The following is a 23,067-nucleotide window of genomic DNA, read 5'->3' on the forward strand; positions in this document are numbered from 1 at the left end:
AAAAGGTCCGTTCATCCTAGCCAGCAAACGCCAAGCATTCAGCCCGCATATCGGTCATTTTCCGTGATAACGCCGCGCCAGCGCCTCTTGCAGGGCATCCAGCGTCACATCCGACTGGCGCTCCGCCTCATGCAGCTCCTGCTCCCAATCGGCTTTGCAGGGGAGCAAGTCGGCATGGTCGCGCGCTTGCAGCAGCCATTGCAGGCGGTCGTGCCAATCACCCAGGTTGCCCTGTGCCTTTTTCAGCAGACGTTGCAGTTTCTTCCCTGCGTGATCGAGTTGCGGGTAGGCCTCATCGCCATAGCGTGCACGCTTGATCAGCAAACGCAGGCGGTGTCGATCGTGAGCAGGGTCCTGCAACGCTTTGTGCAACTTGCGCCACTGCTTGACCAAGCGCTTGTCGATACGTTTGCTTAGCGACTTGACCAGCCCCTCCCGGCCCGCCGCCCGCAGGAACAATGGAAAGGCGTCGAGAATCGCCAATACCCTGGCCAGCTGTGGGCTGGCAGCGACACTGGCGAAAGTCCTGTCACGCCCCTCCAGACGCCGCTGCCCGGCTGCTGTGTGACCGCGCCCGATCAGCTCGGCCGCCAGCACCTCGCGATCACGCAGCGGCGTGGTAAGGGTCCCCAGCGAACGTGCAGCATCCTCCAACTGCTCCACGCCAGGCAGCCCACGCAGCGGCCTCAGCAGACTGCGCAGGCGCCGCAAGGTGGTACGCAAGTCGTGCAAGGCCTCGCTGTCGGTATTGGCAGCCAGGCGTTCACGACAGGCCAGCAAGCGCACCTGCAAGGTCAGTATCTGGGCAACGACATGGTCGAGCATGGCAGACATACGATGCTCCCTGTTCAGCGCCCGGCGCGAGATTCACGAATGTAGAACCGCGCCTTTTCGGCTTTGCGGGTACAGCTTTCGTAGCCTTCGAACTGCTGCTGGGTCTTGGCCCCGGTCAGCAATGACAAGGCCTTGGAATAACTTACGGCACCGGCGAAGCCTTCGGCCTTGGCCAGGTCCAGCTCCTTCCAGGCGGCATCCAGCTGGGTCGCGCAGCTGTCACGGTAGGCCGTCTTGCCCGCGCAGCCAGCAAGGGCCAGGGCAATCAGTGGAAGGCAAATCCAGGCTTTCATCAGTAATACCTCTATGGAAAAACGGTGGCTGTTCGACGCTCCGACAGCTGGAAAGTGCCATGCCCAGCCGGCTTTGCCTGGCCAGTTTTATTACAGTAGCTCAGCACGATCTACATTGAAGCACAGGCAGCGATGGGTGCATTGTAGGACCATGATGGCACTGGCCGGGGAATGTTCATGAGTAAACGTGTGGCACTGGTACTGGGATCGGGCGGAGCCCGAGGGTATGCGCACATCGGCGTGATCGAGGAAATCGAGCGCCGCGGCTACGACATAGCCTGCGTCGCGGGGTGTTCCATGGGCGCGGTGATTGGCGGTATCTATGCCGCCGGCAAGCTCGACGACTATCGCAACTGGATCGAAAGCCTCGACTACCTCGATGTGCTGCGCCTGGTCGACGTCAGCTTTCGCCTCGGTGCGATTCGCGGCGACAAGGTGTTCGGGCAGATCCGCAAGATCGTCGGCGAGATAAACATCGAGCAACTGCGCATACCCTACACCGCAGTGGCCGCCGACCTTACCAACCAGCAGGAAATCTGGTTCCAGGAAGGTTGCCTGCATCAGGCCATGCGCGCCTCGGCGGCCATTCCCAGCCTGTTCACGCCGGTGATGCAAGGCAACCGCATGCTGGTCGACGGTGGCATCCTCAACCCGCTGCCAATCGTGCCGGTGGTGTCCAGCCATTGCGACCTGATCATCGCGGTAAACCTAAACGCCACCAACCAGAAGCAGTACCAGTTGCCGGTGATCGAGCGCCCGGCGGCGTTCAAGATGCGCTTTGACGCCTTGTTGAGCTCGCTGGGTTCACGCTTGCCATTCCGGCGCAAACCGGCGGAAGAGCTGATCCGCATCGAAAAGGAGATCGTCGCCGAGGGGTTGGCACCGCCAAGCCCGTGGCTTGCCGACAGCGCCGACCCGGAAAGCCAGCAACCGGCAGCGGCCCCGGAGCGCGAGGGCGCGCCGAAGTCTGCCACCGGTTCTTTCATCATCGACAACGTGGGGCCGGCCTCACTCCTGGACTTGATCAACCAGAGCTTCGAGGTCATGCAGACTTCGCTGGCACAGTACAAGATTGCCGGCTATCCACCGGATGTGCTGATCAACGTACCCAAGCGGGTGTGCCGGTTTTTCGAGTTCTACAAGGCGCCGGAGCTCATCGCCCTGGGGCGAGAGATTGCACGCGATACGCTGGACAGTTATGAAGGGGTGAAGCGGTAGCACCTGGTTAGCGCCACCCCTGAAGGCGCTGTGACCTTCGACAATGACCGTGCTCGCGGCTGGCGAAAACGAAACAGGCCGCACGAGGCGGCCTGTTTCTTCATGCAACGAACACCTTAGTAACGGGTGATGTCTGCATTGGCTTCCAGCTGCTTGCGGTAAGCGGCAAAGTCCTGCTGGCCAGCACGTGACGCGAGGTAGCGGCGAATCTGCTGCTTCTCTTCGTCGGTGGCGGCAGCGCCTTCGTTCACGCCCTTGAGCTGCAACACCACCAGGCTACCGTCACGCAGCACGACGCTGCCATACACTGGCTTGTCCTTGGCTTGCGGCTTGCCCAGACGGAACAGTGCCTGCAGTTCGGCCGGGTCAATACCGTCCTCACCACGGGTGACGGCTTCATAGGCTTTCCAGCCTTGGCCTTCGTGCACGCTGCCTGCTGCGATGGAACCGTCACGCAGGCCGGCAATCAGCTTGTCTGCCTTGGCCTTGAGTTCGGCAGTCGCCTTCTCTTTGGCCAGGTGCTCCCTGATATTCTTGGCCACAGCGTCCAGCGGCAGTTGCTCTGGCTTGCGGTGTTCCTTGACGCGCAGCACCACGGTGGTCTCAGGGTCGAGCTCGATGGCGGTGCTGTTGGCACCCTCATCCAGCACTTCTTCAGAGAACGCAGCCTGCACCACCGCACGGTTGGCGGTAATGCCTTCACCGCCCTCGCGGCCGAAGGCGGCGGAGGTGTGCACCTTGAGGTTCAGGTCCTGGGCCGGCTGGGCCAGGTCGGAAGCCTCGTAGGCAGCATCCTGCAGTTGCTTGCTGGCGTCGACATAACGCTGCTCGACCAGCGGCATCTTCAGATCGCGGGTCAGTTTGTCCTTCAGGCTGGCGAAGCTCGGTACTTCTGGCGCCTGGACGCCCAGCAGCTTGATCAGATGGTAGCCAAACTCGGTGCGCACCGGGGCAGATACCTGCCCATCCTGCAGCTTGTACAGCGCCTCTTCGAAGGCCGGGTCGTATACGCCCGGGCCGGCAAAGCCAAGGTCACCACCGGTGTTGGCGGAGCCTGGGTCCTGAGAGAACTCCTTGGCCAAAGCGGCAAAGTCCTCACCCTTGGCCAGACGCTGCTCGATCTCTTCGGCGCGGGCCTTGGCCTGGGCGTCGGTGACCTTGTCGTTGACCTCGATGAGGATGTGCGCGGCATGGCGCTGCTCGGCCAGGTTGGCGATTTCCTTCTCGTACTGGGCCTTGAGCTCTTCGTCAGTCACTTTGACCTGATCGAAGAACGCCGACTTCTTCAGCTCGATGTAGTCAATCACGACCTGGTCAGGCGACATGAACTCCTTGGCGTGCTGGTCGTAGTGCGCCTTGACCTCTTCGTCGCTGACCTTGACTGCGGCCGGGTCGGCCTTGAACGTCAGGGAGGCGAAGTCGCGGGTCTGCTTCTCCAGGCGAGCGAAGGCATCGACCTGTTGATCGGTGACGAAGCTGCTGCCGGCCAGGCCGGTGCGCAGTTGGCCGATGAGCATTTCCTCGCCGAGCATCTCGCGGAACTGCATGCGACCGTAGCCCATCTGGCGGATCACCTGGTCGAAACGCTCAGCGCTGAACTTGCCGTCCACCTGGAACTCAGGGGTCTGCAAGATAACCTGATCCAGCGCGGCCTCGGAGAATGCGAACTTGGCATCCTCAGCACCTTGCAGCAGCAGCTTGCGGCTGATCAGCCCCTTGAGTGCCTCCTCACGCAGCAACTTGTCATCCAGCAGCGCCGGGTCGAAATCCTTGCCCAACTGTTGCATCAGTTGACGGCGCTGCATGTCGGCCGCCTGGCTCAGTTCGTTCTGGCTGATGGTCTGGCCGTTCACCTTGGCGGCGTCCTGGCTATGAGTGGCGGCCTGGAAAATGGCTTCGAAACCGGTCAATGCCATCAACACGACGATAAGGCCGATGATGGTCTTGGCAATCCAACCTTGTGAATTGTCCCTGATATTTTGCAGCATGCGTCCCCCAGAAACGGCTGTACCACTGCGTCGACAACCGCGGAGCGTGGGTAGAATCCTGATAAAAGAAAGGCGCATCCGAGGATGCGCCTTTTCTTAGCAAACGTGTCAGGCGGGAACGTTTGCGCCCCGCCATCACCGTGCTCGGACCAGGCCAGGCCGGGTCCGGCTGAAAGACGACTTAGTTGACGGCGTCTTTCAGGCCTTTGCCAGCCTTGAAACCTGGAACCTTGGCGGCTTCGATCTTGATTGCCTTGCCGGTTTGCGGGTTGCGGCCAGTACGCTCGGCGCGCTCCTTGACCGAGAAGGTACCAAAGCCAACCAGTACCACATCGTCACCTTGCTTCAGGGCGCCGGTGACGGATTCGATGACTGCGTCCAGCGCACGGCCGGCTACAGCTTTCGGGATGTCTGCAGATGCGGCGATAGCGTCAATCAGTTCCGACTTGTTCACTCTAAGTCCCCTTATTTCTCTATTGAGTTTGTTTCTAAGTATGTAATGAAAAGCTTATGAAACGTGTGCTGGGAGGCATGGCGACAATAACGTGCCGCTTTATAGCAAGGCGCCGAAAATACTGTCAAGGAAAGCCCCCCAGCCAAAAACTACTAATGCGTGCTGATTCTTTCCTTAGCATCGCCGTCGCGCTTCTCGTCTTTCGCGACAATCTCCGGAGCCACATCTGGCAAGGGCTCCGGGGCGTATTGCAGCGCAATTTGCAGGACTTCGTCAATCCATTTGACCGGTTTGATCTGAAGATCCTGTTTGATATTTTCAGGAATCTCCTTGAGATCGCGAACATTTTCCTCGGGAATGATCACCGTCTTGATCCCGCCACGGTGTGCCGCCAGCAGTTTTTCCTTCAGCCCGCCAATGGCCAATACCTGGCCACGCAAGGTGATTTCGCCGGTCATGGCCACATCGGCACGTACCGGAATCTGCGTCAGCGCCGACACCAGTGCGGTGCACATTCCGATACCGGCACTTGGGCCGTCCTTCGGCGTGGCACCTTCAGGCATGTGGATGTGCACGTCATGCTTCTCGTGGAAGTCGGCGGCAATCCCCAGGCTGCGGGCGCGGCTGCGCACCACGGTCTGCGCGGCGGTAATCGACTCGACCATGACATCGCCCAGCGAGCCGGTCTTGATCAACTGACCCTTGCCGGGGATGACCACGGCCTCGATGGTCAGCAACTCGCCGCCCACCTGGGTCCAGGCCAGGCCGGTTACCTGGCCGATCTGGTCCTGCTGCTCGGCCAGGCCATAGCGGAACTTGCGCACGCCCAGCAGGTGCTCCAGCTGCTCGCTGGCCACCTTGACCTTGACCTGCTTCTGCCCGGTATGTTCCTTGACCACCTTGCGGCAGACCTTGGCAATTTGCCGTTCCAGACCCCGCACACCGGCTTCACGGGTGTAGTAGCGGATGATGTCGCGAATCGCCGAGACGTCGACTTCCAGCTCTTCTTTCTTCAAGCCGTTGGCCTTGACCTGCTTGGGCACCAGGTACTTGACCGCGATGTTGATCTTTTCGTCCTCGGTGTAGCCAGGCAGACGGATGACTTCCATCCGGTCCAGCAGCGCCGGCGGGATGTTCATCGAGTTCGAGGTGCACAGGAACATCACGTCCGAGAGGTCGTAGTCGACCTCCAGGTAGTGGTCGTTGAAGTTGTGGTTCTGCTCAGGGTCGAGCACTTCCAGCAGTGCCGAGGCTGGGTCGCCGCGCATGTCGCTGCCCATCTTGTCGATCTCGTCGAGCAGGAACAACGGGTTGCGCACACCCACCTTGGTCATCTTCTGGATCAGACGACCCGGCATGGAGCCAATGTAGGTACGGCGGTGGCCACGGATCTCGGCCTCGTCACGCACGCCACCCAGGGCCATGCGCACGAACTTGCGGTTGGTGGCGGCAGCGATCGACTCGGCCAGCGAAGTCTTGCCGACGCCGGGTGGCCCGACCAGGCACAGCACCGGACCGCGGATCTTCTTGACGCGCTTCTGCACGGCAAGGTACTCGAGGATGCGTTCCTTGACCTCTTCCAGGCCATAGTGGTCGGCATCGAGGATTTCCTCGGCCTTGGCCAGGTCCAGACGCACCTTGCTCTGAGCCTTCCACGGCACCTGCACCAACCAGTCGAGGTACGAGCGCACCACGGTAGCTTCGGCCGACATCGGAGACATTTGCTTGAGCTTGTTCAGCTCCGCCTGAGCCTTGGCCAAGGCATCCTTAGGGAGACCTGCGGCTTCGATGCGCTTTTTCAGCTCTTCGACTTCATTGTGGCCTTCGTCACCATCGCCAAGTTCTTTCTGAATGGCCTTCATCTGCTCATTCAGGTAGTACTCGCGCTGGCTGCGCTCCATCTGCTTCTTGACCCGGCCGCGAATGCGCTTTTCGACCTGCAGGAGGTCGATTTCGGCATCCAGCAGTGCCAGCACGTGCTCGACACGGGTAGTCAAGTCGACGATTTCAAGAATTTCCTGCTTCTGCTCGATCTTCAGGGCCATGTGCGCGGCCATGGTGTCGACCAGGCGCCCTGGCTCGTCGATGCTGTTCAGCGAAGACAGCACTTCGGCAGGCACCTTCTTGCCCAGCTGAACGTACTGTTCGAACTGCGACAGCAGCGTGCGCACGAACACTTCCGACTCGCGCTCGGCAGTGTCGGTTTCGTCGATCAGGGAGACTTCAGCACGGATGTGCCCTTCAACTTCGGAGAAGCGCTCGACCGCACCACGCTGCTCGCCCTCGACCAGCACCTTGACGGTGCCATCAGGCAGCTTCAGCAGTTGCAGCACGGTGGCAACGGTACCGACACGGTACAGGGCGTCCTCGCCCGGATCGTCGTCGGCTGGATTCTTCTGGGCCAGCAGAAGGATCTGCTTTTCGCCCGTCATCGCCGCCTCGAGGGCTTCGATGGACTTTTCGCGCCCCACGAACAGCGGGATAACCATGTGCGGGTAAACAACGACATCGCGCAATGGCAAAAGAGGCAAGTCGAGGGTGGTCTTCATGATTTCGCCTCTACAGCGGCCTTATGGCCGGAAACCGGTGGAAATGATGCTTGGACCTAATGTGGGGGCACGCTTGGGAAATTACAAGCGCTTGCACAGGAAAAGCAGAAAGGGGCCCGTAGGCCCCCTCTTGCTTGCAACCGAGAACCGGCCATTGCCTGAATCAGGCGTCTGGCGCGGCCTTGGCTTGCGGTTCGCTGTTTTCGTAGATCATCAGCGGCTGCGAGGTGCCCTCGATGACGCTCTCGTCGATAACCACCTTGCTGACATCCTTTTTCGAAGGGATCTCATACATGGTATCGAGCAACACGCCTTCGAGGATCGAGCGCAGTCCACGAGCGCCAGTCTTGCGCTCCAGGGCCTTGCGTGCAACGGCCTTGAGTGCATCGCTGCGGAACTCGAGGTCGACGCTTTCCATCTCGAACAGCTTGGCATACTGCTTGGTCAGGGCATTCTTCGGCTCGGTGAGGATCTGCATCAACGCAGCCTCATCCAGCTCGTCAAGGGTAGCCAGTACCGGCAGACGGCCGACGAATTCCGGAATCAGGCCAAACTTGACCAGATCGTCCGGCTCGACCTCACGCAGGGACTCGCCAACCTTCTTGCCCTCTTCCTTGCTGCGCACTTCGGCACCAAAACCGATGCCACCTTTGGTGGAACGGTTCTGGATGACCTTTTCCAGGCCCGAGAACGCACCACCGCAGATGAACAGGATGTTGCGGGTATCAACCTGCAGGAATTCCTGTTGCGGGTGCTTGCGGCCGCCCTGCGGCGGAACCGAGGCCACGGTGCCCTCGATCAGTTTCAGCAGCGCCTGCTGCACGCCCTCACCGGACACATCACGGGTAATGGACGGGTTGTCCGACTTTCGCGAGATCTTGTCGATTTCGTCGATGTAGACAATGCCCATCTGGGCCTTTTCCACGTCGTAGTCGCACTTCTGCAACAGCTTCTGGATGATGTTCTCGACGTCCTCACCCACATAACCGGCTTCGGTCAGGGTGGTGGCGTCAGCAATGGTGAACGGTACGTTCAACAGGCGTGCCAGGGTTTCGGCGAGCAGGGTCTTGCCCGAGCCGGTCGGCCCGATGAGCAGGATGTTGCTCTTGCCCAGTTCGACTTCGTCACCCTTCTTGTCACGCTGGTTCAGGCGCTTGTAGTGGTTGTACACCGCTACGGCCAGCACCTTCTTTGCGCGTTCCTGACCAATGACGTACTGGTCAAGGATGCCGCTGATTTCTTTCGGCGAAGGCAATTTGTGCGCGCTGCTCTCGGCCTGGGCTTCCTGCACCTCCTCTCGGATGATGTCGTTGCACAGGTCGACGCACTCGTCGCAGATAAATACCGAGGGCCCGGCAATCAGTTTGCGCACTTCGTGCTGGCTTTTGCCGCAGAAGGAGCAATAAAGCAATTTGCCGCTGTCCTCGCCGTTACGGGTGTCAGTCATTCGATCGATCCAATCCGGTAGGCTTGCAACACAAGATGAAGGCAATTGCGGGCTTTTTCAAGTCCGCAGGTAGGCGCTTTCGACGCCCACCTGCTCTGACCCCCCGGTTCAGGAGGCCAGTTGCCGCTTGTCGTAGACCGAGTCGATCAGGCCGTACTCGGCTGCGCGCGAGGCGCTCATGAAGTTGTCACGCTCGGTGTCACGTTTGATGGTCTCGAGGTCCTGGCCGGTGTGATAGGCCAGCAGCTCGTTCAGACGGGCCTTGATATTGAGGATTTCCTGGGCGTGGATCTCGATATCGGTGGCCTGACCCTGGAAGCCGCCCAGCGGCTGGTGGATCATCACGCGCGAGTTAGGCAGGCAATGACGCTTGCCCTTGGCACCTGCCGCCAGCAGGAAGGCGCCCATGCTGCAGGCCTGGCCGATGCAGATGGTCGAAACGTCCGGCTTGATGAACTGCATGGTGTCGTAGATCGACATGCCGGCGGTGACGGAACCGCCCGGCGAGTTGATGTACAGATGGATATCCTTGTCCGGGTTTTCCGCCTCAAGGAACAGCAGTTGCGCAACGACGAGGTTGGCCATGTAGTCCTCTACCGGGCCAACCAGGAAGATCACACGCTCCTTCAACAGGCGCGAGTAGATGTCGTAAGCGCGTTCGCCACGGGCGGACTGCTCGATAACCATCGGGACCAGGCCGCCTGCGGCCTGGATGTCAGAGCTCTGCTGAATATAAGAATTGCGGGACATGTCCTGCGCTCACTCCCAAATAGTCATGGCTTGAATACGCACAAGCCAGCTCGAAGGCTGGCTTGTGGAGGTTTCCTACGAGAGAAGCCCGTTACTCAGCAGCGGCAGGAGCCTCGGCTGGTTTAACGGCTTCTTCGTACGAGACCGACTTGTCGGTCACAGTCGCTTTCTGCAGAACAGTATCTACAACTTGTTCTTCCAGCACAACCGAACGCACTTCGTTCAGTTGCTGGTCGTTCTTGTAGTACCAGGCGATGACCTGCTCAGGCTCCTGGTAAGCCGACGCCATTTCTTCGATCATCTCGCGAACCTTGGCGTCGTCCGGCTTCAGCTCGAACTGCTTGACCACTTCGGCCACGATCAGGCCCAGCACGACGCGGCGCTTGGCTTGCTCTTCGAACAGCTCGACTGGCAGCTGCTCAGGCTTGATGTTGCCACCAAACTGCTGAACAGCCTGCACGCGCAGACGGTTGACTTCGTTTTCCAGCAGAGCCTTTGGCACTTCGATCGGGTTGGCGGCCAGCAGACCGTCCATGACCTGGTTCTTGACCTTGGTCTTGATCGCCTGACGCAGCTCACGCTCCATGTTCTTGCGAACTTCGGCGCGGAAGCCTTCCAGCGTCGATTCCTTGATGCCGAACTGGGCGAAGAACTCTTCGTTCAGTTCTGGCAGTACAGGTGCCGAAACGCTGTTGACGGTGATGGTGAACTCAGCGGCTTTGCCAGCCAGGTCCAGGTTCTGGTAGTCCTCTGGGAAGGTCACGTTGACAACGCGCTCTTCGCCAGCCTTGGCGCCCACCAGACCTTCTTCGAAGCCTGGGATCATGCGGCCGGAACCCAGCACCAGCAGGGTGCCCTTGGCCGAACCACCGGCAAACGCTTCACCGTCGACCTTGCCGACGAAGTCGATGTTGACCTGGTCGTCGTTCTGCGCAGCGCGCTCGACGGCCTCAAAGCGGGTGTTCTGCTTGCGCAGCACTTCCAGCATGTTGTCCAGGTCACTGTCAGCCACTTCGGCGCTCAGGCGCTCGACCTTGATCGACTCGAGGCCCGCAACAGTGAACTCAGGGAACACTTCGAAGATGGCGACGAACTCCAGATCCTTGCCCTTTTCGAAGGACTTGGGCTCTACAGCCGGGGCGCCAGCCGGGTTCAGCTTCTGCTCGACGATGGCTTCGTAGAAGGAGGCCTGGACCAGGTCACCGAAAGCCTCTTGACGGGCGTCCGCCTCGAAACGCTGACGGATCACGGTCATCGGTACTTTACCAGGACGGAAGCCCGCAATCTTGGCGCGCTTGGCAGTCTGCTGCAGACGCTTGTTGACTTCGTTCTCGACGCGCTCGGCCGGAACGGCGATGGTCATGCGGCGCTCGAGAGCGGAAGTGTTTTCAACAGAAACTTGCATGGATATTCCTCGTTGCACAGACGTTAGCCGGCGTTAGCCCGACTCCAGAATCAAGGGCAAACATTCTAGTGAGTCACGCAGCAGAAGTCACCCCACACGGGACGACTGAAAACAACGCCGGTCGATTAACTTTCAAGGCCCGCACGGCACAGCGCCAGGCCTGCTTCCAACAGGGGCTGCGCGGCGCCGGGGGCGGCCTGCAGCCGAAATACTTTGTCAAACAACTACCCGCAACGCATTCGCTTCCTTTATTCAGGATCAATGTCGTTGAACTGGCAGTACTCCTCCCATTCCAGCCCCAGCGCCTCGGCCACTTCACGGTGCGTTTCCAGGCGCATGGCCTGCAGCTGCTCCGGGGACTCGGCAATCAATTGCAGCGCCAGCTCCCAAGGCTCAATACCCTGCTCCTCGGCGGCATCCTCGAACGCCCACTCGATTTGCTGGGCCTGCTCACGCGCATCCAGCTCGCGGATCTCCTCGATCAACTGCGGATTGGCTTCGGCAAAGCGCTGCAGCGCCAAGGCCTGACGGGCTTCTTTTGCAATCATCGTGGTGTCCTTTGCCGGCCAAACGGGCCGGTGTTTCAACCGGCTGAAATCTAACAGCTTTTATTGGGGTGCCACCAGTGGATTACAAGGGGCAGGAAGTGTTTTGGCTGGGGCGCGGCTCATCACCGCTACGCAGACCCAAAACAAAAAGGCGCCCGATCTCACGATCAAGGCGCCTTTCAGGAATATGGGGTGGACGATGGGAATCGAACCCACGACAACTGGAATCACAATCCAGCGCTCTACCAACTGAGCTACGCCCACCATATTGCGGTCTTGCTGTACAACCTTACAGAAGCATGGTGCGGACGAAGAGACTCGAACTCTTACAGCTTGCGCCGCTGGAACCTAAATCCAGTGTGTCTACCAATTTCACCACGTCCGCGTAACGCTTAAAACAAAGGCGCCAGATGCTATCGAGGCGCCCTTGAAAAATATGGGGTGGACGATGGGAATCGAACCCACGACAACTGGAATCACAATCCAGCGCTCTACCAACTGAGCTACGCCCACCATATTGCATTACAGCCTACTTGCTTGCCAAAGCTGCCTAATGGCGCACCCGGCAGGACTCGAACCTGCGACCATCCGCTTAGAAGGCGGATGCTCTATCCAGCTGAGCTACGGGCGCTTAAGCTTGAAGCCTAACCGAACGAGACGCTAACAAGGAACTGTTAAACCACTCATTCTGCCCGACTTAGCCAACCAGTGCTAGGCTGTGCCCGACAAGTGCGGCGAATCTTATAGTCGACCCCGAAAGTCGTCAACACCTTTTTCGAAAAAATTTAAATTATTTAAGGGGTTAGAGGATTTGCCCGACCACCCGCCTTTGCCCTTGGCCCATGTCGTGCGAGAATGCACGTTCTTTATTGTTCCTTCTCGATGGTTAATCACGCGTCTATGACTGCACACCTAATCGATGGCAAGGCTATCGCCGCCAGCCTGCGCCAGCAGATCGCTCAACGTGTCGTGGAGCGTCGCCAGCAAGGCCTGCGTACGCCGGGCCTGGCAGTGATCCTGGTCGGCACCGACCCCGCCTCCCAAGTCTATGTCTCGCACAAGCGCAAGGACTGCGAAGAGGTCGGCTTCATTTCGCAGGCTTTCGACCTGCCCAGCGAGACCACGCAACAAGCCCTGACCGAGCTGATCGACCGTCTCAATGACGACCCGGCCGTCGACGGCATCCTGCTGCAACTGCCGCTGCCGGCACACCTGGACGCCTCGTTGCTGCTCGAGCGCATTCGCCCGGACAAGGATGTGGACGGCTTCCATCCGTACAACATCGGCCGCCTGGCCCAGCGTATTCCACTGCTGCGCCCGTGCACACCGAAAGGCATCATGACCCTGCTGGAAAGCACCGGCCAGGACCTGTACGGCATGAACGCGGTGATCGTCGGCGCGTCCAACATCGTTGGCCGCCCGATGGCCATGGAACTGCTGCTGGCCGGCTGCACCGTGACCGTCTGCCACCGCTTCACCAAGGACCTGGCCGGCCATGTCGGGCGTGCCGACCTGGTGGTCGTGGCTGCCGGCAAGCCGGGCCTGGTCAAGGGTGAGTGGGTCAAGGAAGGCGCCATCGTCATCGACGTGGGCATCAACCGCCAGGAAGACGGCAAGCTGGTCGGCGACGTGGTCTACGAGACCGCCCTGCCCCGCGCCGGCTGGATCACACCGGTGCCGGGCGGCGTCGGGCCGATGACCCGGGCGTGCCTGCTCGAGAACACGCTGTATGCGGCAGAAGAGCTGCACAAGTAATACCGCGTGATGCGAAAACGGCACCTTTGCAGGTGCCGTTTTTTTGCCCGTGTCTAATGGACTCTTCGCGAGCGAGCGGTTGCACGCCCCCCGCGGTCGGTGAAACCACCCCGGCGTTCAGCCGATCACTTCCTGGCCGCCTCCCAGGACTTCAGCAGTTCGTTGTAGCTGACTGTCTCGCCCATGGGCTTTTCGTTGACCAGCTTGGCTTTCGGCGCACCCGGCTGGTCGAACCAGTACTGGGCATCCTTCTCCGGATTCAGCTTGGGTGCACACGTCGCCTGGGCGCTGGAGCGTTGCAGACGCTCCATCATGCGGTCCTGATCGCGGGCCAGCCCATCCAGGGCCTCCTGCGGGGTCTTTTCGCCACTGGCGACTTCGGCGATATGGCTCCACCACAGCTGTGCCAGCCGCGGGTAGTCCGGCACGTTGGTGCCGGTCGGCGTCCACTGCACCCGCGCGGGGCTGCGATAGAACTCCACCAGCCCACCGAGCTTGGGCGCCAACTCGGTCATGGCCTGGGAGTTGATGTCCGACTCCCGAATAGGCGTCAGGCCGACGATGGTCTTTTTCAGCGATACGGTCTTTGAGGTGACGAACTGGGCGTACAGCCACGCCGCCAAGCGTTGCTTCTCGGGGGTGGACTTGAAGAAGGTCCACGAGCCAGTGTCCTGGTAGCCGAGTTTCATACCCTCTTCCCAGTAAGGCCCCTTCGGTGAAGGCGCCATGCGCCACTTCGGCGTGCCGTCGGCATTCACGACCGGCAAGCCGGGCTTTGTCATGTCGGCGGTGAATGCGGTGTACCAGAATATCTGCTGGGCAATGTTGCCTTGCGCCGGCACAGGGCCGGCTTCGGAGAATGTCATGCCCTGCGCTTCCTTGGGCGCGTAAGCACGCATCCAGTCCACGTACTTCTGCGTGGCATAGACGGCGGCCGGCCCATTGGTATCGCCGCCGCGGGTCACGCTGGAACCCACCGGATGGCAGTCCTCCACGCGTATGCCCCATTCATCGACCGGCAAACCATTGGGCAGGCCCTTGTCGCCGCCGCCGGCCATCGAGAACCAGGCATCGGTGAAGCGCCAGCCCAGTGACGGGTCTTTCTTTCCGTAGTCCATGTGCCCGTAGACGCGCTTGCCGTCGATCTCCTTGACGTCTTCGGTGAAGAACTTGGCAATGTCCTCGTACGCCGACCAGTTCACTGGCACCCCCAGTTCATAGCCGTACTTCTCTTTGAACCTGGCCTTCAACTCAGGCCGTTCGAACCAGTCGGCGCGGAACCAGTACAGGTTGGCGAACTGCTGGTCGGGCAGTTGGTAGACCTTGCCATCGGGCGCGGTGGTGAAGGAAATACCGATGAAGTCCTTCAGGTCGAGGGTCGGCGAAGTATAGGCTTTGCCCTCGCTGGCCATCAGGTCGGTGATCGATTCCACTTTGCCGTAGCGAAAGTGCGTACCGATCAGGTCGGAGTCGTTGACCCAGCCGTCATAAATGTTCTTGTCCGACTGCATCTGCGTCTGCAGTTTTTCCACCACGTCGCCTTCCTGCAGCAGGTCGTGGGTCAGCTGGATGCCGGTGATCTCACTGAAAGCCTTGGCCAGCACCTTGGATTCGTATTCATGGGTGGTGATGGTTTCCGACACAACGTTGATCTTCATCCCGCGAAATGGCTCGGCTGCCTTGATGAACCACTGCAATTCGGCCAACTGCTGTTCGGGGGTAAGGGTCGAAGGCTTGAACTCGCTGCCGATCCATTTCTTTGCCGCCTCTTCGTACTGGTCGGCCCAGGCTGTGCCTTGCACGCTGGCCAGTACCAGCAACGCGGCCAGGGTCAAATGTCGCCTGTTGTGTTTGTTGTCGAACATTGTGATCTCCCGTTTCAGTTATCCCACAGGGCCGCTCGCTCAGCCCCAGCGCAACACCACCGCCAGCCACGCCAGCGACAGCAGCGAGGCCACCCACAATGGCCAGTCGCTGACACCGACCACCAGCAGGTGCAGGTAGGCGCTGGCCAGCAGGCCGATGAACAAACGGTCACCACGGCTGGTGACCAGCGGCAAAAAGCCCCGTCGCTCTACGCAGGGGCGACGCAGTTCAAGCAGGGTCATGCCCAGCAGCAGTAGGCCCACAGCGGCGAAGAACAGCGCTGTCGGCAGGGTCCAGGCCATCCACTCCATGCGTTGCCCTCCTCACACCCGGCCCAGGGCGAAGCCCTTGGCCACATGATTGCGCACGAACCAGATCACCAGCATGCCCGGCAAGATGGTCAGCACCCCCGCCGCCGCCAGCACACCCCAGTCGATGCCCGATGCCGACACCGTGCGGGTCATCACCGCGGCAATCGGCTTGGCATTCACCGAGGTCAGGGTGCGCGCCAGCAGCAGTTCGACCCAAGAGAACATGAAACAGAAAAACGCCGTGACGCCGATGCCGGAGCCAATCAGCGGAATGAAGATCTTCACGAAGAAGCGCGGAAAACTGTAGCCGTCGATGTAGGCGGTTTCGTCGATTTCCCTTGGCACACCCGACATGAAGCCCTCCAGGATCCACACCGCCAGCGGTACGTTGAACAGGCAATGGGCCAGCGCCACGGCAATGTGGGTATCGAACAGCCCGATCGACGAGTACAACTGGAAGAACGGCAGCAGGAACACCGCCGGTGGCGCCATGCGGTTGGTCAGCAGCCAGAAGAACAGGTGGCGGTCGCCGAGAAAGCGGTAGCGCGAGAAGGCATAGGCCGCGGGCAACGCCACGAGCAGTGAAATCAGCGTGTTCAGGCACACGTAGTACAGCGAGTTGATGTAGCCGCTGTACCAGCTGGCGTCGGTGAAGATCACTCGGTAGTTGTCGAGCGTGAACGCCTGCGGCCACAGGGTCAGGCCGCCAAGGATCTCGGCGTTGCTCTTGAACGACATGTTCAGCAACCAGTAGATCGGCACCAGCAGGAAGAAGAAGTACAGCAGCAGAGCCATTGATTTGCGTGTGCTCATGGCCTAGTCCTTGTCGGCATGGGTCATGGCTGTGTAGAACAGCCACGACACCAGCAGGATGATCAGGAAGTACACCAGTGAAAACGCTGCCGCCGGCCCCAGGTCGAACTGCCCTACAGCCATACGCGTGAGGGTTTGGCTGAGGAACGTGGTCGCGTTGCCTGGCCCGCCGCCGGTCAGCACGAACGGCTCGGTGTAGATCATGAAACTGTCCATGAAGCGCAGCATCAACGCGATCACCAGCACGTTCTTGAGCTTGGGCAGCTGGATATGGCGAAACACCGCCCAACCCGAGGCCCGATCGATGCGCGCGGCCTGGTAGTACACGTCGGGGATCGCACGCAGCCCCGAATAGCACAGCAAAGCCACCAACGAAGTCCAGTGCCACACATCCATCACCAGCACGGTGAGCCAGGCGTCGAACGGGTCACCGGCGTAGTTGTAGCTGACCCCGAGCTTGGCCAGGGAAGCGCCGAGCAGGCCGATATCGGCACGGCCGAAAATCTGCCAGATAGTGCCGACCACGTTCCACGGGATCAGCAACGGGATAGCCATGACGATCAGGCACACCGAGGCCATGCGGCCTTTGGTTGGCATGGCCAGAGCGATGCCTATACCCAATGGAATTTCGATCAGCAGGACGCAGGCCGAGTAAATGAACTGGCGCAGCAATGCATCGTGCAGCGCCGGGTCGCGCAGTACCTGGCGGTACCAGTCGGCACCGACGAAGTAGCGGCTGGACTGGTCGAAGATGTCCTGCACCGAGTAGTTGACCACCGTCATCATCGGCACCACCGCGCTGAACGCGACCAGCAGGAACACCGGCAGCACCAGCCACCAGGCCTTGTTGTTCGACACCTTGTTGTTCATGGCCCGGTCTCCAGCAGCACATCGTCGACATACAGCATCAGCCACTGCGCCGGCAGGCTGACCCAGGCCTGGTCCACAGGCAACGGGCGGTCCTCGCCCAGCCTCGCCTTGAGCGCGACACCGCCCAGTTCGAGGGTGACGATGCGATAGGTACCCAGGTCTTCGATGTCCAGCACCCGCGCCGGGTAGGCCCCCTCGAACGGGCTGTCCCATAGCTGCACGAACTCCGGGCGAATGCCCACCTGCAGCCGCCCGCCCGCCAGTGAGGCCAGGCGCTCGCACAGGCCATCGGGCAGCACCAGCTGGACATCGCCGAACACCACTGCGCCCGCCTCGGCACGCACGTCGATCAAGTTCATGCCCGGGCTACCGATGAAATAACCAACGAACGTATGCCGCGGTCGCTCGAACAGCTCGCGCGGTGTGCCGAACTGGACGATGCGTCCGCCGTGCATCACCGCGATCTTGTCGGCGAAGGTGGAGGCCTCCAACTGGTCGTGGGTGACGTAGATCATGGTGATATTGAACTGCTCATGAATCTGCTTCAGCTTGCGCCGCAGCTTCCACTTCAGATGCGGGTCGATCACCGTCAGCGGCTCGTCGAACAGGATCGCCGACACGTCATCGCGCACCAGGCCACGCCCCATGGAGACTTTCTGCTTTTCATCGGCGGTGAGGTTGCGTGCCTTCTTGCGCAACACGGCAGTCAGTTCGAGCACTTCGGCAATTTCTTCCACCCGGGCACGCACCCGGGCTTCATCGAGCCCCTGGTTGCGCAAGGGGAAGGCCAGGTTGTCGAACACCGTCATGGTGTCGTACACCACCGGGAACTGAAACACCTGGGCGATATTGCGCGCCTGCGGGGACAGCTGGTTGACCGGCTTGCCGTCGAACAGCACCTCGCCATGAGACGGCGTCAGCAGCCCGGAAATGATATTGAGCAAGGTTGACTTGCCACAGCCCGACGGACCGAGCAACGCATAGGCACCGCCCTGCTCCCACACATGTTCGAGTGCATGCAGGGCATAGTCTGCCTCGCTGGCGGGCTGGCGGCTGTAACTGTGCGCCAGCTGGCGCAGGCGGATTTCGGCCATCACCCTCTCCTCGCCTGGCGCAGCCCCGGGGCCTGCACCAACACCCCGGCGCTGTCGAAAACGAACAGCTTGTGCGTGGGGATGAACACGCGTATCGGCGTGTCCACCTGGTACTCGTGCACCCCGGGAAGGTGCAGAACCATGCGCCAGTATTCGTTGCGCACATGCAGAAATGTTTCTGACCCACTGATCTCGGCCAACTCCACCAGTACCGCCAGCTCCAGGTCATCGTCGTGGGCCGGCACCAGCGCGATATGACTGGGGCGCACGCCGAAGCGGTAGTCACCCTCGGCCAGCGGCTCCAGGTCGGCATTGCGGGCAAAGTGCACGGTCTGGGCCAGGCTTACCTCGTTACCCGTGATACGGCCAGACACCAGGTTGATCGGCGGCTCGGAAAACAGCTCGGCAGCCAGCACGCTGCTGGGTCGCTGATAGACCGCGGCGGTGGGCCCGCTCTGCACGATACGGCCTTCGTGCACAAGGGTGGTGGTGCCGCCCAGCGCCAGCGCCTCGTTGGGCTCGGTGGTGGCGTACACAGCAATGCAATGGCGCGCCGCGAACAGCTCGCGCAGCTCCTGGCGCAGGCCTTCGCGCAACTTGTAGTCGAGGTTGACCAATGGCTCGTCGAAGAGGATCAACGAGGCATCCTTGACCAGTGCCCTGGCCATCGCCGTGCGTTGCTGCTGGCCGCCGGAGAGCTCCAGTGGCAGGCGTTGCAGGTAGGTTTCGATGCGCAGCATCTCGGCAGTTTCCTGCACCCGCCGTCGGATCTGGTCCTCGGCCATGCGCGCCTGGCGCAGCGGTGAGGCGATGTTTTCGTACACGCTCAAGGTCGGGTAATTGATGAATTGCTGATACACCATCGACACATTGCGCTGGCGTACCGGCACACCGGTGACGTCCTGGCCATCCATCAGCACCCGCCCACGGTCCGGACGGTCCAGCCCGGCCATCAGGCGCATCAGGCTGGTCTTGCCGGCCAGGGTGCGACCCAGCAGCACATTGAACGAGCCGGGCTCGAAACGCAGTGACGCATCGACGATCCACGGCTGGTTGTCGACGCTACGGCTGACCTGCTCCAGCACCAGGGACATGGCGTGGCCTTTTTGTGATTGTTGTCTGCCGGGTACAGCCAGTTCCGTGCCAGTCCTTGCCCGATGCTCTGGTTCGGGGCCTGGGTGGCAGCGCTGGCAAATCGCGGGCTCGCACGTGAACACAATCACTGCACAACTGGACACTGGCCAGTTTGACAATGAACAGCCGTGAACAACACTGAACGGCGGTCGACCCATGACAACAATCACACAGGACAGGCCCATGGCCGCATCCACTTCGACCCACACCCAACTGATCCAGGCGTCCTGGGACCGCTGCCGCGCCCACGGCCTGCAGCCGCAGCATGCGCCAGACTTTGACTGCCTGTCCCGCGCCGAGCTCAGTGCCCTGCTGGAGCGGCGCCAAAACCTGCTGCGCCTGACCCGCGAGGAAGTGCTACCGCACTATGCGCACCTCTTGGGTAACGCCAGCTACCTGGTGATGCTGGCCGATGCCAGTGGCTGCCTGCTCGACAGCTGGGGCTCGCGGCGTTTCATCGAACCGCGCCAGCACCATGGTTTCAGCGCCGGCGCCCATTGGCACGAACGTGGCGTCGGCACCAACGCCCTGGGCACCACACTGATTTGCGCCGAAGCGGTTCACGTCGGCCAGGACGAACACTTCCTGCGCCAGAACCGCTACATGTCCAGCGCCGCCGCCCCCCTGTTCGACGCCGCACGGCAGCTGGTCGGGGCGCTCGACGTAGCCAGCGACGGCTACCTGCCGGCCAGCCAGACGCTTGGGCTGGTGCGCATGATGGGCCAGAGCCTGGAGAACCGCCTGATCCTCGCCGAACATGCTGACCAGCATGCACAACTGATCTTCAACAGCGCCTCCGACAACCTCGACAGCCCTTGGGCCGGCTTGCTGGTGTTCGATGAACGCGGGCAGGTGTTGGCCGCCAATCACCGGGCCGATAGCCTGCTCGGCGTAAACCCGCTGGAGCAAAACATCGAGCAACTGTTCCAGTTACCCCTGCAACAGCTGCTCAGCCATCCCCGACAACAGCCCTTCGCTCTGCAGGCCACCGGGCGCAACCGCTTTCACTGCCAGTGGCACCCCCCACGCGAAACCACTCGCCGCCCCGAAGCCGGCAGTGCCGAGCCGCGCCTGGAAAAAGCCTTGATACAAGCCGGCCTGCTATTGGAAAAGGACATCCCGGTGTTGGTCGAGGGCGAAACAGGCGTAGGCAAAGAAGTGTTCGTCGACACCCTGCACCGGGCCAGCAGCCGCGCCAGGCAGCCGCTGGTCGCCGTAAACTGTGCGGCGATCCCGGCCGAACTGGTGGAGTCGGAACTGTTCGGCTATGACAAAGGCGCGTTCACCGGCGCCCACCACAAGGGCAACCCGGGGCTGATCCGCAAGGCCGACCACGGCATCCTGTTTCTGGATGAGATTGGCGACATGCCACTGCCCACCCAGGCCCGCCTGCTGCGCGTACTGCAGTCGCGCAGCATCCAGCCGCTGGGCAGTGGCGAACCGGTGCCGGTGGATATCCGCGTGGTGTCGGCGAGCAATCGCAACCTGGCCGAAGAAGTGCGCGCCGGGCGCTTTCGCCAGGACCTGTACTACCGCATCGCCGGCCTGACGCTGGTGCTGCCTCCCCTGCGCGAACGCGCTGACCGGCGCCAGCTGATTGACCAGGTGCATGCCCGCTACCGCGAGCCCGGGCAACCTGCGCGGCTGCCGCCGGCCATTATCGACCTGTTCGATCAACACCCCTGGCCGGGCAACCTGCGCGAACTGGTGAGCGTGCTACAGGTCGCGTTGGCCCTGGCGGCCAACGGGCCGGTCGGCGTCGAGCACCTTCCAGCGGGCTTTCTGGCCGAGTCGAAAACACCGGTGCCGATAGCGACTGAAGAGACGGACCTGCAGAGCCTGGTCGAGCAAGCCAATGGCAACCTGTCGGCGGTGGCCCGCCGACTTGGTATCAGCCGCACCACACTGTACAAGCGGTTGCGTGGGCGATGAATCGATTGGCCCTGAAGCGCGCCGCACAGCAGGTTGTCGAAGCCACCCCTGATCGACAAGCAGGTGGCGCCCCCCGTGCAGGTCAAGACCACGGCCCGCTGATGACCTTCAAGGGTCACGCCACTGCACTGGCTGCCGGTAGGCCTGTGCCCAGGCTTGCACGTCACTGGCGGGCATCGGCCGGGCGATGCAGTAACCCTGCGCCAGCTCGCAGCCCAGGCCCATCAGTACCCGGCCGTGCTCGACACTCTCCAGCCCCTCGGCAATCACCTCGCGGCCAAACGCCCGCGCCAGGCCGATCACCGCCTCCGTCAGCGCCAGGTCGTCCTGGTCATGAAGGATGTCACGCACGAACGACTGGTCGATCTTGATCGTCTGGGTCGGCAAGCGTTTCAGGTAACTCAAGGACGAATAACCGGTGCCGAAATCGTCCAGCGAGAAACGCACACCCAGCGCACGGCAGGCATCCAGGCAGCGGCTGACATGCTGCAGGTTGTCGATGGCCACCGACTCGACGATTTCCAGGTCCAGCAGCGCCGGGTCCACCGCCGGGTACGCTGCCAGCAACTGCTGCAGGCGCTCGGCAAAGTCATTGCGCTGCAAATGCCGCGCGGCAATATTCACGCTCAGCGACCAGGGCTGCCCTTGGCGCTGCCAGGCCTGCAACTGGCTCAACGCCTGCCCGATCACCCACTCGCCGATTTCGACGATCAGGTCGGTCTGCTCTACCCAGGGCAGGAAATCGCCAGGCGGCACCACGCCACGGCCTGGCCGCTGCCAGCGCAATAAACCCTCGAAGCCCAGTACCTTGCCACTGCGCAGGTTGACCTTGGGCTGGTAGTAAAGGCACAGCTCACCGTTGCGCAGCGCCCGGCGCACGCGCGCCACGGTCTGGTGGGTGGCCTTGAGTTCCTGTTCCTGCGACACGTCGAACAGGTGGTAACGGTTGCGCCCGCGCTGCTTGGCCACATACATGGCCTGGTCGGCATGGCGCACCAACGTGTCGGCATCTTCGTCATCCTGCGGGTACAGGGTCACGCCGATACTGGCGCTGAGCGACAGCGTATGCTCACGCACCACACAAGGCGCCGCCAATGCACGCAATACCCGCTGCAGGGCTGCATGCAGCTGGTGCTCATCATCGACATCGCGCAAGGTCAGCACGAATTCGTCGCCCGACAGCCGGGCCACGGCATCACCACCGCGCAGGATACTCTTCAAGCGCTGCGCCACTTCCACCAGCAGCAGGTCACCCACGGCATGCCCGTAGCCGTCGTTGACCGCCTTGAAACCATCCAGGTCGAGCATGCACACCGCCAGCGAGATGCCTTCGCGGCGCGAGTAGGCCAGGGCCTGGTTCAGCAGGTCGGACAGGTAGGCACGGTTGGGCAGGCCGGTGAGCACATCGTGGCCCACCCGCCACTGCAAGGTATGCAGCAGCTGGCGCTTCTCGGTGACGTCAAAGCGGATCGACACATACTTGCGCACCTGGCCTGTCAGCGGATCGACCAGTGGCACCATGGTGCTGTCGACCCAGTACAACGAACCGTCCTTGGACCGGTTGCAGATTTCGCCCTTCCACACCCGCCCGGCGACCAACGCCCGCCACATGCCGACAAAGAACGTCGGTTCATGCAGCCCGGAATTGAGGATGCGGTGGTTGGCCCCCAACAGTTCCTCACGGCTGTAGCCCGAGATGCTGCAGAATTGCTGATTGACGTAGGTGATGTTCCCACGCAGGTCGGTTTCCGAAAAGATCGCGGCCGCGTCCACGGCCGCGCGATAGTTATCATCCATAAAGCATCC

Annotated in this window: 19 protein-coding genes and 4 tRNA genes; 3 read left to right on the top strand and 20 right to left on the bottom strand. The window is 61.4% G+C overall.

The annotated features are described in order from the left end of the window. Window positions 1-54 precede the first annotated feature (54 nt). Window positions 55-834: a CHAD domain-containing protein gene (locus PRJ_RS18060; protein WP_104962144.1), complete on the bottom strand. Its 780-nt coding sequence runs from the start codon at window positions 832-834 to the stop codon at window positions 55-57. A 14-nt stretch (window positions 835-848) separates the two neighbouring features. After that, a complete protein-coding gene (locus PRJ_RS18065; RefSeq protein ID WP_003250254.1) occupies window positions 849-1,127 on the bottom strand; it encodes a lipoprotein in 279 nt (92 codons plus the stop codon). 177 nt (window positions 1,128-1,304) lie between these two features. Between PRJ_RS18065 and PRJ_RS18070 the strand changes: the two genes are divergently transcribed. Then, the gene (locus tag PRJ_RS18070; protein WP_026031953.1) at window positions 1,305-2,345 is read left to right on the top strand and encodes a patatin-like phospholipase family protein; all 1,041 of its coding nucleotides are present in this window, start codon (window positions 1,305-1,307) and stop codon (window positions 2,343-2,345) included. Between the two features lie 116 nt (window positions 2,346-2,461). Here PRJ_RS18070 and PRJ_RS18075 read toward each other — a convergent pair whose 3' ends face one another. The 11 genes from PRJ_RS18075 to PRJ_RS18125 form a co-directional block, all read right to left on the bottom strand. Further along, window positions 2,462-4,333 (bottom strand): SurA N-terminal domain-containing protein, encoded by a 1,872-nt coding sequence (locus PRJ_RS18075; RefSeq protein ID WP_019438678.1) that lies wholly within the window; start codon window positions 4,331-4,333, stop codon window positions 2,462-2,464. A 181-nt stretch (window positions 4,334-4,514) separates the two neighbouring features. Then, a complete protein-coding gene (hupB, locus tag PRJ_RS18080; protein ID WP_003250246.1) occupies window positions 4,515-4,787 on the bottom strand; it encodes a nucleoid-associated protein HU-beta in 273 nt (90 codons plus the stop codon). Between the two features lie 152 nt (window positions 4,788-4,939). Then, window positions 4,940-7,336 carry an endopeptidase La gene (lon, locus tag PRJ_RS18085; protein ID WP_010953272.1) on the bottom strand — a complete coding sequence of 799 codons (2,397 nt, stop codon included), beginning with the start codon at window positions 7,334-7,336 and terminating at the stop codon, window positions 4,940-4,942. A gap of 163 nt (window positions 7,337-7,499) precedes the next feature. Then, on the bottom strand, window positions 7,500-8,783 hold the full coding sequence (clpX, locus tag PRJ_RS18090) for an ATP-dependent Clp protease ATP-binding subunit ClpX (RefSeq protein ID WP_003250242.1): 1,284 nt from the start codon (window positions 8,781-8,783) through the stop codon (window positions 7,500-7,502). 108 nt (window positions 8,784-8,891) lie between these two features. Beyond that, complete coding sequence (clpP, locus tag PRJ_RS18095; RefSeq protein ID WP_003259400.1) at window positions 8,892-9,533, bottom strand: ATP-dependent Clp endopeptidase proteolytic subunit ClpP; 642 nt, start codon at window positions 9,531-9,533, stop codon at window positions 8,892-8,894. Between the two features lie 91 nt (window positions 9,534-9,624). Further along, window positions 9,625-10,938, bottom strand: coding sequence for a trigger factor (gene tig / locus PRJ_RS18100; RefSeq protein ID WP_014753846.1), 1,314 nt, complete (start codon window positions 10,936-10,938; stop codon window positions 9,625-9,627). Between the two features lie 248 nt (window positions 10,939-11,186). Next, window positions 11,187-11,486: a DUF6388 family protein gene (locus PRJ_RS18105; protein ID WP_104962145.1), complete on the bottom strand. Its 300-nt coding sequence runs from the start codon at window positions 11,484-11,486 to the stop codon at window positions 11,187-11,189. A 188-nt stretch (window positions 11,487-11,674) separates the two neighbouring features. Next, window positions 11,675-11,750 (bottom strand) — tRNA-His (locus PRJ_RS18110). A 36-nt stretch (window positions 11,751-11,786) separates the two neighbouring features. After that, a tRNA-Leu gene (locus PRJ_RS18115) sits at window positions 11,787-11,871 on the bottom strand. A gap of 52 nt (window positions 11,872-11,923) precedes the next feature. Further along, window positions 11,924-11,999: transfer RNA gene (locus PRJ_RS18120), tRNA-His, on the bottom strand. Between the two features lie 41 nt (window positions 12,000-12,040). After that, window positions 12,041-12,117, bottom strand: a tRNA-Arg gene (locus PRJ_RS18125). 269 nt (window positions 12,118-12,386) lie between these two features. Here PRJ_RS18125 and folD point away from each other — a divergent pair. Further along, the gene (gene folD / locus PRJ_RS18130; protein WP_003250234.1) at window positions 12,387-13,241 is read left to right on the top strand and encodes a bifunctional methylenetetrahydrofolate dehydrogenase/methenyltetrahydrofolate cyclohydrolase FolD; all 855 of its coding nucleotides are present in this window, start codon (window positions 12,387-12,389) and stop codon (window positions 13,239-13,241) included. Window positions 13,242-13,366: 125 nt separating this feature from the next. Here the strand turns inward: folD and PRJ_RS18135 are convergent, their stop codons facing one another. Genes PRJ_RS18135 through PRJ_RS18160 form a run of 6 tightly spaced genes read right to left on the bottom strand, consistent with a single transcriptional unit; the run spans window position 13,367 to window position 19,289 of the window. Next, the gene (locus PRJ_RS18135; protein WP_104962146.1) at window positions 13,367-15,106 is read right to left on the bottom strand and encodes an ABC transporter substrate-binding protein; all 1,740 of its coding nucleotides are present in this window, start codon (window positions 15,104-15,106) and stop codon (window positions 13,367-13,369) included. Window positions 15,107-15,145: 39 nt separating this feature from the next. After that, window positions 15,146-15,418 carry a DUF2160 domain-containing protein gene (locus tag PRJ_RS18140; protein ID WP_003250230.1) on the bottom strand — a complete coding sequence of 91 codons (273 nt, stop codon included), beginning with the start codon at window positions 15,416-15,418 and terminating at the stop codon, window positions 15,146-15,148. Between the two features lie 12 nt (window positions 15,419-15,430). Then, window positions 15,431-16,231: a carbohydrate ABC transporter permease gene (locus PRJ_RS18145; protein ID WP_003250228.1), complete on the bottom strand. Its 801-nt coding sequence runs from the start codon at window positions 16,229-16,231 to the stop codon at window positions 15,431-15,433. Window positions 16,232-16,234: 3 nt separating this feature from the next. Then, window positions 16,235-17,101, bottom strand: coding sequence for a carbohydrate ABC transporter permease (locus PRJ_RS18150; protein WP_049587533.1), 867 nt, complete (start codon window positions 17,099-17,101; stop codon window positions 16,235-16,237). Continuing rightward, on the bottom strand, window positions 17,098-18,195 hold the full coding sequence (locus tag PRJ_RS18155; protein ID WP_104962147.1) for an ABC transporter ATP-binding protein: 1,098 nt from the start codon (window positions 18,193-18,195) through the stop codon (window positions 17,098-17,100). The genes PRJ_RS18150 and PRJ_RS18155 overlap by 4 nt, the downstream gene beginning before the upstream one ends. Beyond that, on the bottom strand, window positions 18,195-19,289 hold the full coding sequence (locus PRJ_RS18160; protein WP_104962148.1) for an ABC transporter ATP-binding protein: 1,095 nt from the start codon (window positions 19,287-19,289) through the stop codon (window positions 18,195-18,197). Before PRJ_RS18160 ends, PRJ_RS18155 begins: the two co-directional genes overlap by 1 nt. Window positions 19,290-19,512: 223 nt before the next feature. Between PRJ_RS18160 and PRJ_RS18165 the strand changes: the two genes are divergently transcribed. Beyond that, entirely contained in the window at window positions 19,513-21,261 is a 1,749-nt protein-coding gene (locus PRJ_RS18165) for a sigma-54-dependent Fis family transcriptional regulator (RefSeq protein ID WP_104962149.1), read from the top strand. 108 nt (window positions 21,262-21,369) lie between these two features. Here the strand turns inward: PRJ_RS18165 and PRJ_RS18170 are convergent, their stop codons facing one another. After that, complete coding sequence (locus PRJ_RS18170; protein ID WP_104962150.1) at window positions 21,370-23,058, bottom strand: bifunctional diguanylate cyclase/phosphodiesterase; 1,689 nt, start codon at window positions 23,056-23,058, stop codon at window positions 21,370-21,372. Window positions 23,059-23,067 lie beyond the last annotated feature (9 nt).

This window comes from Pseudomonas sp. XWY-1 (assembly GCF_002953115.1).
GTDB classification, from domain to species: domain Bacteria; phylum Pseudomonadota; class Gammaproteobacteria; order Pseudomonadales; family Pseudomonadaceae; genus Aquipseudomonas; species Aquipseudomonas alloputida.

What these genes read in the sequence shown, in the direction of transcription:
- PRJ_RS18060 (WP_104962144.1), bottom strand. Translation starts at nt 834, where the DNA reads ATGTCTGCCATGCTCGACCATGTCGTTGCCCAGATACTGACCTTGCAG.
- PRJ_RS18065 (WP_003250254.1), bottom strand. Translation starts at nt 1,127, where the DNA reads ATGAAAGCCTGGATTTGCCTTCCACTGATTGCCCTGGCCCTTGCTGGC.
- PRJ_RS18070 (WP_026031953.1), top strand. Translation starts at nt 1,305, where the DNA reads ATGAGTAAACGTGTGGCACTGGTACTGGGATCGGGCGGAGCCCGAGGG.
- PRJ_RS18075 (WP_019438678.1), bottom strand. Translation starts at nt 4,333, where the DNA reads ATGCTGCAAAATATCAGGGACAATTCACAAGGTTGGATTGCCAAGACC.
- lon (WP_010953272.1), bottom strand. Translation starts at nt 7,336, where the DNA reads ATGAAGACCACCCTCGACTTGCCTCTTTTGCCATTGCGCGATGTCGTT.
- clpX (WP_003250242.1), bottom strand. Translation starts at nt 8,783, where the DNA reads ATGACTGACACCCGTAACGGCGAGGACAGCGGCAAATTGCTTTATTGC.
- clpP (WP_003259400.1), bottom strand. Translation starts at nt 9,533, where the DNA reads ATGTCCCGCAATTCTTATATTCAGCAGAGCTCTGACATCCAGGCCGCA.
- tig (WP_014753846.1), bottom strand. Translation starts at nt 10,938, where the DNA reads ATGCAAGTTTCTGTTGAAAACACTTCCGCTCTCGAGCGCCGCATGACC.
- PRJ_RS18105 (WP_104962145.1), bottom strand. Translation starts at nt 11,486, where the DNA reads ATGATTGCAAAAGAAGCCCGTCAGGCCTTGGCGCTGCAGCGCTTTGCC.
- folD (WP_003250234.1), top strand. Translation starts at nt 12,387, where the DNA reads ATGACTGCACACCTAATCGATGGCAAGGCTATCGCCGCCAGCCTGCGC.
- PRJ_RS18135 (WP_104962146.1), bottom strand. Translation starts at nt 15,106, where the DNA reads ATGTTCGACAACAAACACAACAGGCGACATTTGACCCTGGCCGCGTTG.
- PRJ_RS18140 (WP_003250230.1), bottom strand. Translation starts at nt 15,418, where the DNA reads ATGGAGTGGATGGCCTGGACCCTGCCGACAGCGCTGTTCTTCGCCGCT.
- PRJ_RS18145 (WP_003250228.1), bottom strand. Translation starts at nt 16,231, where the DNA reads ATGAGCACACGCAAATCAATGGCTCTGCTGCTGTACTTCTTCTTCCTG.
- PRJ_RS18150 (WP_049587533.1), bottom strand. Translation starts at nt 17,101, where the DNA reads ATGAACAACAAGGTGTCGAACAACAAGGCCTGGTGGCTGGTGCTGCCG.
- PRJ_RS18155 (WP_104962147.1), bottom strand. Translation starts at nt 18,195, where the DNA reads ATGGCCGAAATCCGCCTGCGCCAGCTGGCGCACAGTTACAGCCGCCAG.
- PRJ_RS18160 (WP_104962148.1), bottom strand. Translation starts at nt 19,289, where the DNA reads ATGTCCCTGGTGCTGGAGCAGGTCAGCCGTAGCGTCGACAACCAGCCG.
- PRJ_RS18165 (WP_104962149.1), top strand. Translation starts at nt 19,513, where the DNA reads ATGGCCGCATCCACTTCGACCCACACCCAACTGATCCAGGCGTCCTGG.
- PRJ_RS18170 (WP_104962150.1), bottom strand. Translation starts at nt 23,058, where the DNA reads ATGGATGATAACTATCGCGCGGCCGTGGACGCGGCCGCGATCTTTTCG.